The following is an 18,413-nucleotide window of genomic DNA, read 5'->3' as shown; positions in this document are numbered from 1 at the left end:
GTAGCCCTCGGCGTTTACCGCCGAGGGCCTTGCCCGTTTCGCGCTATACGACGGGACCGAGCGCCTGCCTACACATCCAGCTGGCCCTGGTTGAGCAACTGCGTCAGGAAATCATCGGCACTCGGGGCCGCGTTGGCCACGCCTTCCAGGGTGATGACCTGATCAGCGTTGCCATTGTCGTCCGCCAGATTTCCGTCGCTCTTGACGTACAGCACAATATCATCTCCTTCCTGCTCCGCGTGGATATAGTCATTCAGCGACTGCTGGTCGTCGTCCTTGTCGTAGCCTTGCAGCAACTCGCTGAGATCCAGCACATCGGCCTCTGGGTCCTGGCTGGCGTCGACACCGGCTGGCGCGACGTGGAAGTCGGTGATGACGTCGTCGGCGGGATCCCCGGCCACTCCCTCATCACCCAGCACCCAGGCGAAGGTATCCGCACCGAGTCCTCCGACCAGGGTGTCATCGCCGGCACCGCCGAGCAGCAGGTCATCGCCTTCCTCACCATATAGCGTGTCGCTACCACCGCCGCCGATCAGGGTGTCGTCACCGTCACCGCCCTTGAGGGTATCGGCGCCGCCATCCTTGCGCTCGGTGTCCATCAAGGACTCATAGTTTCCTCGAATGTACTCGAGCACCTGGGTCTCGTCGGGATCCGCTCCGCCATTTTCCGACCACTTGAGGAACTCGAACAGCCCGGCAAAACCAAGGCCATCATGCTCGCCTGCCCTGAATTCTTCACCATCGCCATTGGTCCATTCCAGATGGTCGGTATTGATGGTGTCGCCGAAGATGATGTCACCGCGATCCGTCCCATCGAGTACATCGTCGCCGAGTTCCGCCAGCTTGTCGAAGGACGAGCCGCCCTTGAGCACCGCCTCGAGCTCCTCGGCGGTGTTGACGACAGATGCCTCGCCGACCGGCGCAGTGGGATACCCGAAGTCGTTGATGGTGATGCTGTCGAGCTGGACCAGATCCTGCTGCCCACCCCCGTTGACGACCTCGATGACGATACGATAGACACCGCTGTCAAGCTGATCGGTTTCGAAGGAGGAACCCCGTTGGCTTTCGCGGGGATAACCGGAGTCGACCGTCACCCAGTCACCGCTGCCATTGGATTTCTGAACCTCCCAGCCGAAGTAGTCAGCCCCGCCGTAGGCATCGGTACTGTAGCTAAATTCGAGTGTCGAGTAGCCGGTATCAGGCGTGTCAAGAACGAAGGCGGCACTGGTCGCCACGGTACTACCCGAGAAACGGCTGATATCCGTCAACGTCAGCGAACCATTTCCCACGACTAGCGTACCGGTGGCGTCCCCGGACTTGGTCCAGCTAGTCGCCGAGTCTAGCGGACTATCCAGGCCGGTGAAGTCGGCAAGTTGGCGACTTCCCGTCTGTGCAACCGACGAGTAGGGAATGATCTCACTCGCGCCGGTGACATCGGTGTTGTCGAAGAACTTCAGCACGTCTTCGTTGATGCCGGAGCCGATACCGATCGCTTCGACGCGACTGATTGCCGACAGGCCTTCGAAGGACTCGATCGCGTTGTTGACCTCATCAAAGCCGGTATCCCGACCGTTACCGCCGGTACCGCCACTGTCGTTGACGTAGAACGTCGGCAGCCCATCGGTAAGGAAGTAGGTCAGATTCTCGTAGCCGTTACTGCTCGACTGTTCCTCCAACCAGCCTTTCGATGCCTCGAATGCCGCCTCATAGTTGGTGCCGCCCCCGCTATTGCTGCTGCCATCGACGGAGTTGATATAGGTGACGATCCGTTCGACTTCACTGTCGACCGAGCCCAGATCCATGGTCTGGGTAAACCGCGCTCCCGTATCGAAATCGACGACCTGGAGATTGATTACCCCGTCGAAATCGGCCAGTTGCTCGACCAGATTAGCCAGAGCCTGCTTGGCCAATTCCATGCGGGACAGGCCAGCGGTACCGGAGCCTCTACTCATGCTGCCCGAGGAATCGAGAATCAGGGAGATATTATAGTTCTGCGCAGGATTCACCACGGTGAAGTTGCCACCACCATCACCCACCATGACATCACTGCCGCCACCGCCGGAGACAGTATTGTCGGAGTTGTCACCGACGTATAACTGATCCGGAGCGCTGACTTCGACGGTCAGGCTGCCCGCAGCGTTATCGCCGTCACCATCAATACCGGTCAATCCGAGCTCGATGTCAAAGGCATCCCCCGCCTCACCAAGCCGATAGTCCATATCGCCCAGGGTAAAGGGCGTATTGCTACCGCCCACCACCTCGATACCCTGGAGCCCACCATCCGGACTGAGTTCGAACGACCATCCATCCTCCACACCATCCAGAATCAGACGGCCGGCCCCATCGACGCTGATGGACACCTTGTTGGTAACATCGGTGCCTGTCTGATCGAGAATGCGGACGTCATCGGCGCTCAGACGAATATCGTTGTCCACCGTCTGGCTGGGAGACCCAGAACCCGGCACATCACTTGCGTAGTTGAAGGCAGCCACGGTGACCACTGCCTTGGCACCGTCACCTTCAACATGGATGGTCTGGGTCACCTCGGACACACTTTCGTGCCCCTGCCAGCTCGGCTCACCGGTGACAGAGAACCCCAGGCTATCGAGGAAACTGATGCGGATGACTTCGTTAAGCTCGATACCGGGACTTACACCACCGAAGACACCGAGCGTGCCGTCCAGCGGCACCATGCCAACGCCATTGGGCGTCGAGTAGAGAACGTCGTTGTCACCCTCATCGTCCTGGTAGTTAATGCCGTGGTACTGCACGACACCATCGAGACTCAGTTCAGAGATATCGGCACGCTCGACACGCCCGTTGCTGATCTCGCCATCGGCAACGTTGATCTGATAGCCGTCTCCGGCCGGATCCAGGGTGACCGTAAAGCCGACAACCCCATCCGCAGTCACCGCCTGCAACTGATGACCGTCGGTGGATACCTGATAGGTCAGCGCCTCGCTGTCAAAGTAGAGGGGGTTGCCGTCCGCGTCAGTGGCTGGCTGCCCCTGCACATCGGTGAAGGTCACGTCCTTGACCCCATCGGCACCAGACACGCCAGCAAAGTTCAGCTGACCGCCTCGACCATCGACGAGAGCAGCCGAATCCGAGGTAAAGGCCTCCGGGCTGTCGTCGTTGACCAGCACCTGCAACTGACCACTGGCCGGGCTGCCATCGGAATCGACGATGGTGTAGCCGACATTGAACGCCAGAGAGTCCTCCGTACCCTGCTCACCATGGTCCAGAGGCTGGTGCAGTGTCACCTTGTAGGCGCCGTTCGCCACCCCGGTCAGGGCAACGGTCAACACCAGTGCGTTGGAGGCATCACGCCCCGTGACCGTGCGGCCGTCGTCGCTCAACGTGTAGGACACCGCCTGGCCACTGGCCGTTACCGTGGGCAGGCCATCAAGACTCCAGCTAAAGGCACTTGAGCTCGCTGCCCCATCGTTGCCAAAGGAATAGCCAAGCGTCCCGGTGACGACGGTCGCCTCACCGGCCGCATCACCCGGGCCACCGGCATTGCCACCCGACAGGCCATCTTCGTCCACGCGAGCGACACCATTGGTGGCCTCCGGCGTGGAGTCAGCCGCCACATTGACCGTCAAGGTGGCGTTGCTGGTGTCGCCGTCGGCATCGGTGATGGCGTAGTCGATGACCGCGGCGCCCTCGAAGCCCGCCGCCGGAGTGAAGGTCACCTCACCGCTGTCGCTATCGATGGTCACCCTGCCAGCACTCTCGTAGCCCGACGCCATGCTCGCCGACACCAGAGTGGCGCCATCGGCTCCGCCCTCGTCGTTGGCCAGTACGTCGACGGTGACCTCAGTGTCCTCGGCGGTGCTCACAACGTCATCGACCGCCGTTGGCACGTCATCGACAATATTGATGCTGATGCTGGCAGTCGAGCTATTGCCGTGGGCATCGATCACGGTATAGCTGAATACGTCCTGGCCATTCAGGGTGTTCTGACCGTTATCCGCCTCAGCGCCGGTCACGGCGGTATCGAGGGTATAGGTGTAGGACCCATTCTCCTCGATGACCAGAGTGCCGTAGCTGCCGCGCAGGGTCGTGGCGGTGAACGTCAGTGCATCGCCCTGGGCATCACTTGCCTGAAGCTGGCCTTCCGCCACTTCGCTATTGCTGGCGGCATCGCTGCCCGTGACAAGCCCGGCCTCGCTGACGGTAGCCGCGGTGGCATTGGCCGTAGGCGAGCCGTCATTCACCACAAACTTGATGTTGGCCTGGCTGGTATCACCGTCGGCGTCCCTGATGGTGTAGCGCACCACCTCTTCATAACTGCCATTGGCGTCGGCGGTGTAGGTGTAACTGCCGTCGGCGTTCCAGCTGAGCTGACCACGCATCCCGCTGGTATCGACGGAGATGACCGTGGCCCCGTCCGCACCCTGGACGTCATTGGCCAGCATTCCATTGCCCGCTGTGGTGGTCAACGAGGTACCGGACTGCAGCGCGGCGGGGGTGTCATTGACGGCCTGAGGCACGTCATCGATGACATCGACGGTAATGGTGCCGGTGGCAGAATTGCCGTGGCTGTCGGTCACCGTATAGACAAAGCTCTCGGCGTCATCGACGGGGTTATCCGACGAGTTGACCGGTTTAGTCAGGGTGTAGGTGAAGGAACCATCGGCGCGGATGTCGATCTCGCCATAGCTGCCCTTGATGGTCTCCGCCTTGAAGGTCAAGTCGTCGCCCTGGGCATCGGTCGCCACCAATTGCCCTTTCACTTGCTCTGAATTGGTCGCCGACTGGGAACCCTCGTCAAGCCCGGCCTCGTTGACCTGCACGTTGGTCGGCTGGGTCGTCGGCGTACCGTTTTCGACATTGATGGTCAGGGTGGCCTGACTGGTATCACCGTCGGCGTCGGTGATGGTGTAGTTGACCACCTCGGTGTAGCTGGCGTTGTCCTTGGCCGTATAGTCAAAGCTGCCATCGGCGTTCCACGTCAGGGAACCCTGCAGGGAAGACTCGTCGACGAAGGTCACGGTGGCGCCGTCGGCGCCCTGGGTGTCATTGGCCAGCAGACCAACATCGGCACCCTTGCTGATCTCCTGCGAAGACTGCACGCCATCGAGCTGATCATTCACCGCCTCCGGCGCGTCATCGACCACCGAAACCTTGACGGTAGCCGTCGTACTATCCCCATCAGCCTGGCTCGCCACCACACTCACGCCCTCGATAGACAGTGAGTTCTTCAGCGTCGCTGCCACCTCATGGGGCAGACTGTCACTCAGCGTGGCCGTGACACTGACATCGCCACTGTTCTGAGCCGCCACCGAGGCCGGCGCCTGCAGGCTCAGGGTCAGCACCAGGTCGTCGCTGCCAGCGAGTCGAGCCTCCAGTTCACCCTCGTCGTTTGCGCTCCAGACCAAGGACTCACCAGCCGCCAGACCCTGGACGCTGATGCCGGTGACGCTGTCATCGGCACCGATATTGCCAAAGCCGAAGTTCACCAGGCTGTCGCTACCCGCGTTAAACGTCAGTACGCCACTGTCCTGATCCGCAGAGACTCCGGTGTCGGCGTCCTGCAGCGTCAGATCCAGCGCCTCGGTAGTAGCATCATCGTCGCCTTCCTTGATGCTGACACTCGGGCCGGTGCCGTCGGTAATGCTGACGGTGTGGCTATCGGTGGCGGTATCGCCATCGCTGTCTTCGGTGGTGATGGTGAAGTCGATCGACGGGCTGTTGCCCTGGTCGAGGTTGTCCTTCGCGTCAAAGGTCCAGCTGCCGTCGCCAGTGACGGTTAGCGTGCCTTCGGCGAGAACGAAGCTGACGAAATCGTTAGCACCGTCGCCCAGCGGCTTGGTTTCGCCTGCCGCTGTCACGCTGACGGTGGCACCATCGGCACCGGCGTCGGTGCTCCAGGTGCCGTCTACACTCTCGCCTTCGACCACGCTGGCAGGCGCTTCGACGAACTCGATGGACGGGCTGTCATCGGCGATCGCGATGCTGAGGCTTCCGTTGGCCGCACTGCCGTCATCGTCGGTGACCACCAGGGCCACCGTCTCGGTGAAGCCGGCATCCGTGGCACCTGCCTGACTGTCGTTATCGACGCTGGTGTCCAGCGTGTAGCTGTAGCTCACGGTGCCGCCGGCTGCCGGGTTGGCACTATCCGACGGTGTAAAGCCGGTCAGGCTAAGGCTGCCGTATTCGGTATCGACCACCACCGGGCTATCGGCAGTCAGGTCCTGCAGATCGCCCAGGCTCAGCGACTGGTTGCCCACCTGCACGCTTTGCACGCCATCGGCGCTGGTAAAGGTGAAATTACCGGGCTTGGTCAGCGCGTCCTCGCTCGGGGCAGAACCTTGCTCCAGATTGGCTTCACTCACCGATACGTCACTGCCCCCGGTAGCCAGCCCCGAGAGGCTGACGCCGTCGTCGGTACCGGTCACGGTGATGGTCAGCGTCGCCGGTGAGGTGTCCCCGTCGGCGTCGGTCAGGGTGTAGGCAAAGGTCTCGATCAGCTCTTCCTCGCCGCTGAGCGCCTGCACCCGCGGATCGTCGTTGTCGAGCTGGTAGGTGTAGCTGCCGTCGCTGTTGAGCGTCAGGGTGCCGTAATTGCCTGCGCCCGTCGGTGCGTCCAGCGCTACGCTGGCCGGATCGGCATCGGTGGTGTCAGCACCGGTGGTGTCGTTGGCCAGCACATTGCCGGAAACAGAAGCGGTCTCCTCGGCAATGGTGTCGCTGTCGTCACGTGCCGTCGGCACATCGTCATTGACGTCGATGGTCAGGCGGGTCGAAGCCGTATCGCCATCGCTATCGGTAACGACAATGGCGAACTGATCCGCCAGATCGTCGCTGCCGGTGCCCTGGCTGGTGTGGTCCTGGGTGCTGCCATCCAGGGTGTAGCTCCAGCTGTACTCGCCGTCAGAGACACTGACGCTCAGGGTGCCGTAGTCGCCTTCGACCGTGCCGCCGCCCGTCACGTTCTGGCCGTTGATCACCAGCGAGGCCAGGCTATCGCCCCCGGTGGTGATCGGCAGACTGCCATTGGTGCTCTGGCTGTCGTCGCCTGCCGCGCTACCGCCCGGCAGTCCGGCTTCGCTGACGCTGAACTGACCACCTTCGGCATCGGGCGATGCGTCCGGCACGCTGACGGTCGGCGTGGAGTCCGCCGCCACCGTCACGGTGAACACCGCGTCGCTGGTGTCGCCATCGGCATCGCGAATGGTGTAGTCGATGACCGCATCGCCCTCGAAGCCCGCCGCCGGGGTGAAGGTCACCTCACCGGTGTCGCTGTCGAAGGACACACTGCCCTGGCTCGGATTTCGCAGGGTGGCGTCGGTGACACTGGCACCGTCCGCGCCCTGGGTGTCGCTGGTACCGTCTGTATTGACCAGGACGTTGTAGGTGACCGCTGTGTCCTCGCCGGTCGTGGTGGCGTCATCCACGGCCACAGGTACATCGTCGTTGACGTCGATGGTCAGGCGGGTCGAAGCCGTATCGCCATCGCTATCGGTGACGACAATGGCGAACTGATCCGCCAGGTCATCACTGCCGGTGCCCTGGCTGGTGTGGTCCTGGGTGCTGCCATCCAGGGTGTAGCTCCAGCTGTACTCGCCGTCAGAGACACTGACGCTCAGGGTGCCGTAGTCGCCTTCGACCGTGCCGCCGCCCGTCACGTTCTGGCCGTTGATCACCAGCGAGGCCAGGCTATCGCCACCGGTGGTGATCGGCAGACTGCCATTGGTGCTCTGGCTATCGTCGCCCGCCGCGCTGCCGCCCGGCAGTCCGGCTTCGCTGACGCTGAACTGACCACCTTCGGCATCGGGCGAATCGTCCGGCACGCTGACGGTCGGCGTGGAGTCCGCCGCCACGGTGACGGTGAACACCGCGTCGCTGGTGTCGCCATCGGCATCGCGAATGGTGTAGTCGATGACCGCATCGCCTTCGAAGCCTGCCGCCGGGGTGAAGGTCACCTCACCGGTGTCGCTGTCGAAGGACACGCTGCCCTGGCTCGGATCACGCAGGGTGGCGTCGGTGACACTGGCACCGTCCGCACCCTGGGTGTCGCTGGTACCGTCTGCATTGACCAGCACGTTGTAGGTGACCGCTGTGTCCTCGCCGGTCGTGGTGGCGTCATCCACGGCCACAGGTACATCGTCGTTGACGTCGATGGTCAGGCTGGTCGAAGCCGTATCGCCATCGCTATCGGTGACGACAATGGCGAACTGATCCGCCAGGGCATCACTGCCGGTGCCCTGGCTGGTGTGGTCCTGGGTGCTGCCATCCAGGGTGTAGCTCCAGCTGTACTCACCGTCAGAGACACTGACGCTCAGGGTGCCGTAGTCGCCTTCGACCGTGCCGCCGCCCGTCACGTTCTGGCCGTTGATCACCAGCGAGGCCAGGCTATCGCCACCGGTGGTGATCGGCAGACTGCCATTGGTGCTCTGGCTATCGTCGCCCGCCGCGCTACCGCCCGGCAGTCCGGCTTCGCTGACGCTGAACTGACCACCTTCGGCATCGGGCGATGCGTCCGGCACGCTGACGGTCGGCGTGGAGTCCGCCGCCACCGTCACGGTGAACACCGCGTCGCTGGTGTCGCCATCGGCATCGCGAATGGTGTAGTCGATGACCGCATCGCCCTCGAAGCCCGCCGCCGGGGTGAAGGTCACCTCACCGGTGTCGCTGTCGAAGGACACACTGCCCTGGCTCGGATTTCGCAGGGTGGCGTCGGTGACACTGGCACCGTCCGCGCCCTGGGTGTCGCTGGTACCGTCTGTATTGACCAGGACGTTGTAGGTGACCGCTGTGTCCTCGCCGGTCGTGGTGGCGTCATCCACGGCCACAGGTACATCGTCGTTGACGTCGATGGTCAGGCGGGTCGAAGCCGTATCGCCATCGCTATCGGTGACGACAATGGCGAACTGATCCGCCAGGTCATCACTGCCGGTGCCCTGGCTGGTGTGGTCCTGGGTGCTGCCATCCAGGGTGTAGCTCCAGCTGTACTCGCCGTCAGAGACACTGACGCTCAGGGTGCCGTAGTCGCCTTCGACCGTGCCGCCGCCCGTCACGTTCTGGCCGTTGATCACCAGCGAGGCCAGGCTATCGCCACCGGTGGTGATCGGCAGACTGCCATTGGTGCTCTGGCTATCGTCGCCCGCCGCGCTGCCGCCCGGCAGTCCGGCTTCGCTGACGCTGAACTGACCACCTTCGGCATCGGGCGAATCGTCCGGCACGCTGACGGTGGGCGTGGAGTCCGCCGCCACCGTCACGGTGAACACCGCGTCGCTGGTGTCGCCATCGGCATCGCGAATGGTGTAGTCGATGACCGCATCGCCCTCGAAGCCCGCCGCCGGGGTGAAGGTCACCTCACCGGTGTCGCTGTCGAAGGACACACTGCCCTGGCTCGGATTTCGCAGGGTGGCGTCGGTGACACTGGCACCGTCCGCGCCCTGGGTGTCGCTGGTACCGTCTGTATTGACCAGCACGTTGTAGGTGACCGCTGTGTCCTCGCCGGTCGTGGTGGCGTCATCCACGGCCACAGGTACATCGTCGTTGACGTCGATGGTCAGGCGGGTCGAAGCCGTATCGCCATCGCTATCGGTGACGACAATGGCGAACTGATCCGCCAGGTCATCACTGCCGGTGCCCTGGCTGGTGTGGTCCTGGGTGCTGCCATCCAGGGTGTAGCTCCAGCTGTACTCGCCGTCAGAGACACTGACGCTCAGGGTGCCGTAGTCGCCTTCGACCGTGCCGCCGCCCGTCACGTTCTGGCCGTTGATCACCAGCGAGGCCAGGCTATCGCCACCGGTGGTGATCGGCAGACTGCCATTGGTGCTCTGGCTATCGTCGCCCGCCGCGCTACCGCCCGGCAGTCCGGCTTCGCTGGCGCTGAACTGACCACCTTCGGCATCGGGCGAATCGTCCGGCACGCTGACGGTGGGCGTGGAGTCCGCCGCCACGGTGACGGTGAACACCGCGTCGCTGGTGTCGCCATCGGCATCGCGAATGGTGTAGTCGATGACCGCATCGCCCTCGAAGCCCGCCGCCGGGGTGAAGGTCACCTCACCGGTATCGCTGTCGAAGGACACACTGCCCTGGCTCGGATTTCGCAGGGTGGCGTCGGTGACACTGGCACCGTCCGCGCCCTGGGTGTCGTTGGCCAGGACGTTGTAGGCGACAGACTGGTCTTCACCGGTCGTGGTGGAGTCATCATCTGCATCCGGCGCGGTATCCAGGATCTGGATGTCCAGGCTATTGCTGGCGATTTCACCTTCGTGGTCGGTGACCACGATCGCGAAGCTGTCGACGATGTTGTCGTCAGCCGCGTTGTGGGTCGCCGCACCGCCGGTCTCGGTGTAGCTGTAGCTGAAGGTGCCGCTGTCGGCATCGAAGCCGGTGATACTCAGGCTGCCCTGGCCCGCGTCATTGGGAATGGTCACCGGGGTGGTAAAGTTCGCCCCGACCAGCTCCACCCCCGCAATGGTGACGCTGGCAAGGCCGGCACTGCCGCCCACCGTGAAGCTGCCGGTGACGGTCTCGCCACTGGCTTCTGTCACGCTGTTGTCGGCACCACTGACGTCGGCATCGCTGTCCTCGACCGTCACGGTCGGCGCATCATCTTCCTGACCCTGGATGGTCAGCGTCAGGGTGGTGCTGCTGACGTCGTTGTCGCTATCGGTCAGGGTGTAGGTAAAGACCTCGGTGGCCTTTTCGTCACCGTCCAGGCCCTGCACCGCCGGGTTGGTGTTGTCCAGCGCGTAGCTGTAGCTGCCGTCCGAGCCGATGGTCAGAGTGCCGTACTGACCCTCGATGACCAGATTGCCGTCGACCGTGCTGGCACTGTTGCCACTGGCGTTGTTACTGCTGACGGCGGTCACGGTGGTGGTATCGGCGCCCAGAGTATCAGCCGCATCACCGGCACTCGCTCCGCTGTCGGTACCGCCAATCACATTGCCGCCGACCGTGGCGGTCTCTTCGGTAATGCTGTTGGCGTCGGCCACCGCTTCCGGCGCGGTATCCAGGATCTGGATGTCCAGGCTATTGCTGGCAGTGTCACCTTCGTGGTCGGTGACCACGATCGCGAAGCTGTCGACGATGTTGTCGTCAGCCGCGTTGTGACTCGCCGCACCGCCGGTCTCGGTGTAGCTGTAGCTGAAGGTACCGCTGTCGGCATCGAAGCCGGTGATGATCAGGCTGCCCTGGCCCGCGTCATTGGGAATGGTCACCGGGGTGGTAAAGTCCGCCCCGACCAGCTCCACCCCCGCAATAGTGACGCTGGCAAGACCGGCACTGCCGCCCACCGTGAAGCTGCCGGTGACGGTCTCGCCACTGGCTTCTGTCACGCTGTTGTCGGCACCACTGACGTCGGCATCGCTGTCCTCGACCGTCACGGTCGGCGCATCATCTTCCTGACCCTGGATGGTCAGCGTCAGGGTGGTGCTGCTGACGTCGTTGTCGCTATCGGTCAGGGTGTAGGTGAAGACCTCGGTGGCCTTTTCGTCACCGTCCAGGCCCTGCACCGCCGGGTTGGTGTTATCCAGCGCGTAGCTGTAGCTGCCGTCCGAGGCGATGGTCAGAGTGCCGTACTGACCCTCGATGACCAGATTGCCGTCGACCGTGCTGGCACTGTTGCCACTGGCGTTGTTACTGCTGACGGCGGTCACGGTGGTGGTATCGGCGCCCAGAGTATCAGCCGCATCACCGGCACTCGCTCCGCTGTCGGTACCGCCGATCACATTGCCGCCGACCGTAGCGGTCTCTTCGGTAATGCTGTTGGTGTCGGCCACCGCTTCCGGCGCATCATCGGCGATCGCGATGCTGAGGCTGCCGTTGGCCGCACTGCCGTCATCGTCGGTGACCACCAGGTCCACCGTCTCGGTGAAGCCGGCATCCGTGGCGTCAGCCTGGCTGTCGTTGTCGACGCGGGTGTCCAGGGTGTAGCTATAGCTCACGGTGCCGCCGGCGGCCGGGTTGGCACTATCCGACGGTGTAAAGCCAGTCAGGCTAAGGCTGCCGTATTCGGTATCGACCACCACCGGGCTATCGGCGGACAGACCCTGCAGCTGGGCCAGGGTCAACGACTGGTTGCCCACCTGTACGCTGGCCACGCCATCAACGCTGGCGAACGTAAAGTTGCCAGGCTGGGTCAGAGCCGCAGCATCCGCCGCGGAGCCCTCTTCCAGATTCGCTTCGCTGACAGAAACGTCGCTGCCTTCGCTCGCCAGGCCAGAGAGGCTGACGCCGTCGTCGGTGCCGGTCACGGTGATGGTCAGCGTCGCCGGTGAGGTGTCCCCATCGGCGTCAGTCAGGGTGTAGGCAAAGGTCTCGGTGAGGGTTTCCTTGCCGCTGAGAGCCTGCACCCGCGGATCGTCGTTGTCGAGCTGGTAGGTGTAGCTGCCGTCGCTGTTGAGCGTCAGCGTGCCGTAATGGCCGGCGCCTGTCGGCGCGTCCAGCGCTACGCTTGCCGGATCGGCATCAGTGGTGTCGGCGCCGGTGGTATCGTTGGACAGCACATTGCCGGAAACGGAAGCGGTCTCCTCGGCGATAGTGTCGCTGTCGTTACTCGCGGACGGGCTATCGTCGGCGATCGCGATGCTGAGGCTGCCGTTGGCCGCACTGCCGTCATCGTCGGTGACCACCAGGCCCACCGTTTCGGTGAAGCCGGCATCCGTGGCGTCAGCCTGACTGTCGTTGTCGACGCGGGTGTCCAGCGTGTAGCTGTAGCTCACGGTGCCGCCGGCGGCCGGGTTGGCACTATCTGCCGGTGTAAAGCCGGTCAGGCTAAGGCTGCCGTATTCGGTATCGACTACCACCGGACTATCGGCGGACAACCCCTGCAGCTGGGCCAGGGTCAACGACTGGTTGCCCACCTGCACGCTGGCCACGCCATCAACGCTGGCGAACGTGAAGTTGCCAGGCTGGGTCAGAGCCGCAGCATCCGCCGCGGAGCCCTCTTCCAGATTCGCTTCGCTGACCGCTACGTCGCTGCCTTCGCTCGCCAGCCCCGAGAGGCTGACGCCGTCGTCGGTTCCGGTCACGGTGATGGTCAGCATCGCCGGTGAGGTGTCCCCGTCGGCGTCGGTCAGGGTGTAGGCAAAGGTCTCGGTGAGGGTTTCCTTGCCGCTGAGTGCCTGCACCCGCGGATCGTCGTTGTCGAGCTGGTAGGTGTAGCTGCCGTCGCTGTTGAGCGTCAGCGTGCCGTACTGGCCGGCGCCCGTCGGCGCGTCCAGTGCAACGCTGGCCGGATCGGCATCAGTGGTGTCGGCGCCGGTGGTGTCGTTGGACAGCACATTGCCGGTGATCGACGCGGTCTCCTCCGCAATGGTGTCGCTGTCATTACTCGCTGACGGGCTATCGTCGGCGATGGCGATGCTGAGGCTGCCGTTGGCCGCACTGCCGTCATCGTCGGTGACCACCAGGGCCACCGTCTCGGTGAAGCCGGCATCCGTGGCGTCAGCCTGGCTGTCATTGTCGACGCGGGTGTCCAGGGTGTAGCTGTAGCTCACGGTGCCGCCGGCGGCCGGGTTGGCACTATCTGCCGGTGTAAAGCCGGTCAGGCTAAGGCTGCCGTATTCGGTATCGACCACCACCGGGCTATCGGCGGACAGCCCCTGCAGCTGGGCCAGGGTCAGCGACTGATTACCTACCTGCACGCTGGCCACGCCATCGGCGCTGGTAAAGCTGAAATTACCGGGCTGGGTCAGTGCCGCAGCATCCGCCGCGGAACCCTCTTCCAGATTGGCTTCGCTAACCGATACGTCACTGCCCTCGCTCGCCAGCCCCGAGAGGCTGACGCCGTCGTCTGTACCCGTGACGGTGATGGTCAGCGTCGCCGGTGAGGTGTCCCCATCGGCGTCGGTCAGGGTGTAGGCAAAGGTCTCGGTCAGGGTTTCCTTGCCACTGAGCGCCTGCACCCGCGGATCGTCGTTGTCGAGCTGGTAGGTGTAGCTGCCGTCGCTGTTGAGCGTCAGCGTGCCGTAATGGCCGGCGCCTGTCGGCGCGTCCAGCGCTACGCTTGCCGGATCGGCATCAGTGGTGTCGGCGCCGGTGGTATCGTTGGACAGCACATTGCCGGAAACGGAAGCGGTCTCCTCGGCGATAGTGTCGCTGTCGTTACTCGCGGACGGGCTATCGTCGGCGATCGCGATGCTGAGGCTGCCGTTGGCCGCACTGCCGTCATCGTCGGTGACCACCAGGGCCACCGTCTCGGTAAAGCCGGCATCCGTCGCGTCAGCCTGACTGTCGTTGTCGACGCGTGTGTCCAGCGTGTAGCTGTAGCTCACGGTGCCGCCGGCGGCCGGGTTGGCACTATCCGACGGTGTAAAGCCAGTCAGGCTAAGGCTGCCGTATTCGGTATCGACCACCACCGGGCTATCGGCGGTCAGGCCCTGCAGCTGCGCCAGACTAAGCGTCTGGTTGCCCACCTGCACGCTGGCCACGCCATCAACGCTTGCGAACGTAAAGTTGCCAGGCTGGGGCAGTGCGCTGCTGTCGGCATCGCTGCCGCCGGCGAGATTGGCTTCGCTCACCGCTACGTCGCTGCCTTCGCTCGCCAGCCCCGAGAGGCTGACACCGTCGTCGGTGCCGGTCACGGTGATGGTCAGCGTCGCCGGTGAGGTATCCCCATCGGCGTCAGTCAGGGTGTAGGCAAAGGTCTCGGTGAGGGTTTCCTTGCCGCTGAGTGCCTGCACCCGCGGATCGTCGTTGTCGAGCTGGTAGGTGTAGCTGCCGTCGCTGTTGAGCGTCAGGGTGCCGTACTGGCCGGCGCCCGTCGGGGCGTCCAGTGCAACGCTGGCCGGATCGGCATCAGTGGTGTCGGCGCCGGTGGTGTCGTTGGACAGCACATTGCCGGAAACGGAAGCGGTCTCCTCGGCGATAGTGTCGCTGTCGTTACTCGCGGACGGGCTATCGTCGGCGATCGCGATGCTGAGGCTGCCGTTGGCCGCACTGCCGTCATCGTCGGTGACCACCAGGGCCACCGTCTCGGTAAAGCCGGCATCCGTCGCGTCAGCCTGACTGTCGTTGTCGACGCGGGTGTCCAGCGTGTAGCTGTAGCTCACGGTGCCGCCGGCGGCCGGGTTGGCACTATCTGCCGGTGTAAAGCCGGTCAGGCTAAGGCTGCCGTATTCGGTATCGACTACCACCGGACTATCGGCGGACAACCCCTGCAGCTGGGCCAGGGTCAACGACTGGTTGCCCACCTGCACGCTGGCCACGCCATCAACGCTGGCGAACGTGAAGTTGCCAGGCTGGGTCAGAGCCGCAGCATCCGCCGCGGAGCCCTCTTCCAGATTCGCTTCGCTGACCGCTACGTCGCTGCCTTCGCTCGCCAGCCCCGAGAGGCTGACGCCGTCGTCGGTTCCGGTCACGGTGATGGTCAGCATCGCCGGTGAGGTGTCCCCGTCGGCGTCGGTCAGGGTGTAGGCAAAGGTCTCGGTGAGGGTTTCCTTGCCGCTGAGTGCCTGCACCCGCGGATCGTCGTTGTCGAGCTGGTAGGTGTAGCTGCCGTCGCTGTTGAGCGTCAGCGTGCCGTACTGGCCGGCGCCCGTCGGCGCGTCCAGTGCCACGCTGGCCGGATCGACCTCGGTGGTGTCGGCGCCGGTGGTGTCGTTGGACAGCACATTGCCGGAAACAGATGCGGTCTCCTCGGCAATAGTGTTGCTGTCATCACGAGCCTTCGGCACATCGTCGTTGACGTCGATGGTCAGACTGGTCGAGGCCGTATCGCCATCGCTGTCGGTAACGACGATGGAGAACTGATCCGCCAGATCGTCGCTGCCGGTGCCCTGGCTGGTGTGGTCCTGGGTGCTGCCATCCAGGCTGTAGCTCCAGCTGTACTCGCCGTCAGAGACACTGACGCTCAGGGTGCCGTAGTCGCCTTCGACCGTGCCGCCGCCCGTCACGTTCTGGCCGTTGATCACCAACGAGGCCAGGCTGTCGCCGCCGGTGGTAATCGGCAGACTGCCGCCGGTGGTCTGGCTGCCGTCGCCCGCCGCGCTACCGCCCGCGAGGCCCGCCTCGCTAACGCTGAACTGACCACCTTCGGCATCGGGGGAATCGTCCGGCACGCTGACGGTGGGCGTGGAATCCGCCGCCACGGTGACGGTGAACACCGCGCCGCTGGTGTCACCATCGGCGTCGCGGATGGTGTAGTCGATGACCGCATCGCCCTCGAAGCCTGCCGCCGGGGTGAAGGTCACCTCACCGGTGTCGCTGTCGAAGCTCACGCTGCCCTGGCTCGGATCACGCAGGCTCGCGCCGCTGACACTGGCGCCGTCCACACCCTGGGTGTCGTTCGCCAGTACGTTGTAGGTGACGGGGGTGTCTTCGCCGGTGTTGGCGGCGTCATCCACGGCCACAGGCACATCGTCGTTGACGTCGATGGTCAGACTAGTCGAGGCCTCGTCGCCATCGCTGTCGGTAACGACGATGGCGAACTGATCCGCCAGGTCGTCGCTGCCGGTGCCCTGGCTGGTGTGGTCCTGGGTGCTGCCATCCAGGCTGTAGCTCCAGCTGTACTCGCCGTCAGAGACACTGACGCTCAGGGTGCCGTAGTCGCCTTCGACCGTGCCGCCGCCCGTCACGTTCTGGCCGTTGATCACCAGCGAGGCCAGGCTGTCGCCGCCGGTGGTGATCGGCAGACTGCCGTTGGTGCTCTGGCTGCCGTCGCCTGCCGCGCTACCGCCAGGCAGTCCGGCTTCGCTGACGCTGAACTGACCACCTTCGGCATCGGGGGATTCGTCCGGCACGCTGACGGTGGGCGTGGAATCCGCCGCCACCGTCACGGTGAACACCGCGTCGCTGGTGTCACCATCGGCATCGGTGATGGTGTAGTCGATGACCGCATCGCCCTCGAAGCCTGCCGCCGGGGTGAAGGTCATCTCACCGGTGTTGCTGTCGAAGCTCACACTGCCCTGGCTCGGATCACGCAGGGTGGCGTCGGTGACACTGGCACCATCAGCGCCCTGAACATCGCTGGTGCCGTCGGAATTGACCAGCACGTTGTAGGTGACCGCTGTGTCCTCGCCGGTCGTGGTGGCATCATCCACCGCCTCGGGCGCATCGTCGAGAATCGCGATATCCAGAGTGCCACTGGTGGTACTGCCATCGCTGTCGACAGCACTAATCTCGATGCTGTCGACCACGCCATCGTCGGTTGCTCCGCCGACGCTGTCGTTGTCGACGTTGTCGGTCAGATCGTAGGTGTAAGCAACGCTACCACCGGTGTCATCGCCGCTATAGCTTGTCAGCGTCAGGCTGCCCAGGGGCGTCTCGATGGTCAGCGGATTGCCGGACAGGCCATTGAGCCGATCCAAGCTGATCGGACCACTGCCGCCAACGGTAATGAACGACAGGCCATCGGGAGCGGATACACCAAAACTGCCGCTCGCTGATGTCGCGGCGGTGCCTGATGCACTACCGCCAGGAAGTCCTGCCTCACTGACGGTCTGTTCGGCAGAGGAAAAGCCGATATCGGCGCTGCCTGCTGCTCCCGCAGGCCCATCGAGCCCCGTCAGGGTGACGGACTCGTCCTCATCGGCCGCGGTCCCGCCATCCTGCTCCTGAACGTCGTAGGCCTCGCGCTGATAGCCGTACTCGAACGACAGCGGCGACACTTCCTCGACGATACGCAAAAGACGCACGAAATCGTGCCCGCCCTCGGCGCCGGCGCCCCCCGCAGCGCCAGCGGCAGGAGCTTCCAACGCCTCGAGCAGATCTCCTTCGCCCTCTTCGAGCAGCGCCAGGACCCTGGCGACCTCGGCGTCTTCTATCACCTCGTCATCGGCCGACCCTTGCTCGTTGATCGCCTCGCTAATCGCCACCTCGACCTCGCCGCCGAGCTGCGCCAGGCGGGTGCCATCGGGTTGCACGAGGTTCACTCGAGCGCCGGTTTCGGTGATCACCACCTCGCCCTCAGTCAGGCGGTCGCCCTCGGCCAGGGGCCTCAGATTGCCTTCCGCATCTCTGGCCCAGGCTTGGCCGGTAACTTGTACGACGATGGCGATGATCATAGGGGGCGTCTCTCTTTTTTTGGATGACAGACCTAGGCCTTGTGAACAAAGGGATGACAAACCTAGTCCGGCAGCAACAAAACTGTGCTTATGCGCACATTACATGCATGGGGTATAGGTCAATACTGTACTAGAGGACAATGAACTACCTCTAATCCAATGGCCCAACTTTCCCATGCCTCTTCGCTACCCCCTTGATGCTTCACGTCAGTCCTTGTTGAGCCCTCCTCCAATACAGAGCCGCCTCCCCTGGCATTCCCCTGGCCCGCACCTCGGCGCTGGCCAGGCGCCAGATACGAAAACGGCGCGCCCTTTTGGGGCGCGCCGTTTTCGTGGTCAAGAAACCCTGAGCCATATCATCAGGGCTAGCTAAAGCAGATTATCGTCCAGAACATCTCATCCGAGTATGAGGTCCGGGTACCAGGCCGCGGCTCGAGGTCGCCA

Annotated in this window: 1 protein-coding gene; it reads right to left on the bottom strand. The window is 63.8% G+C overall.

Annotated elements, in window-relative coordinates; all coding sequences use genetic code 11:
• Nucleotides 1-68 precede the first annotated feature (68 nt).
• Entirely contained in the window at nucleotides 69-17,969 is a 17,901-nt protein-coding gene (locus NFG57_RS08770; RefSeq protein WP_348815962.1) for a VCBS domain-containing protein, read from the bottom strand.
• Nucleotides 17,970-18,413 lie beyond the last annotated feature (444 nt).

It is taken from the genome of Halomonas sp. H10-59, from assembly GCF_040070555.1.
In the GTDB taxonomy this organism is placed as follows: Bacteria; Pseudomonadota; Gammaproteobacteria; order Pseudomonadales; family Halomonadaceae; genus Halomonas; species Halomonas litopenaei.
This window is presented reverse-complemented; position numbering and strand designations above follow the sequence as displayed.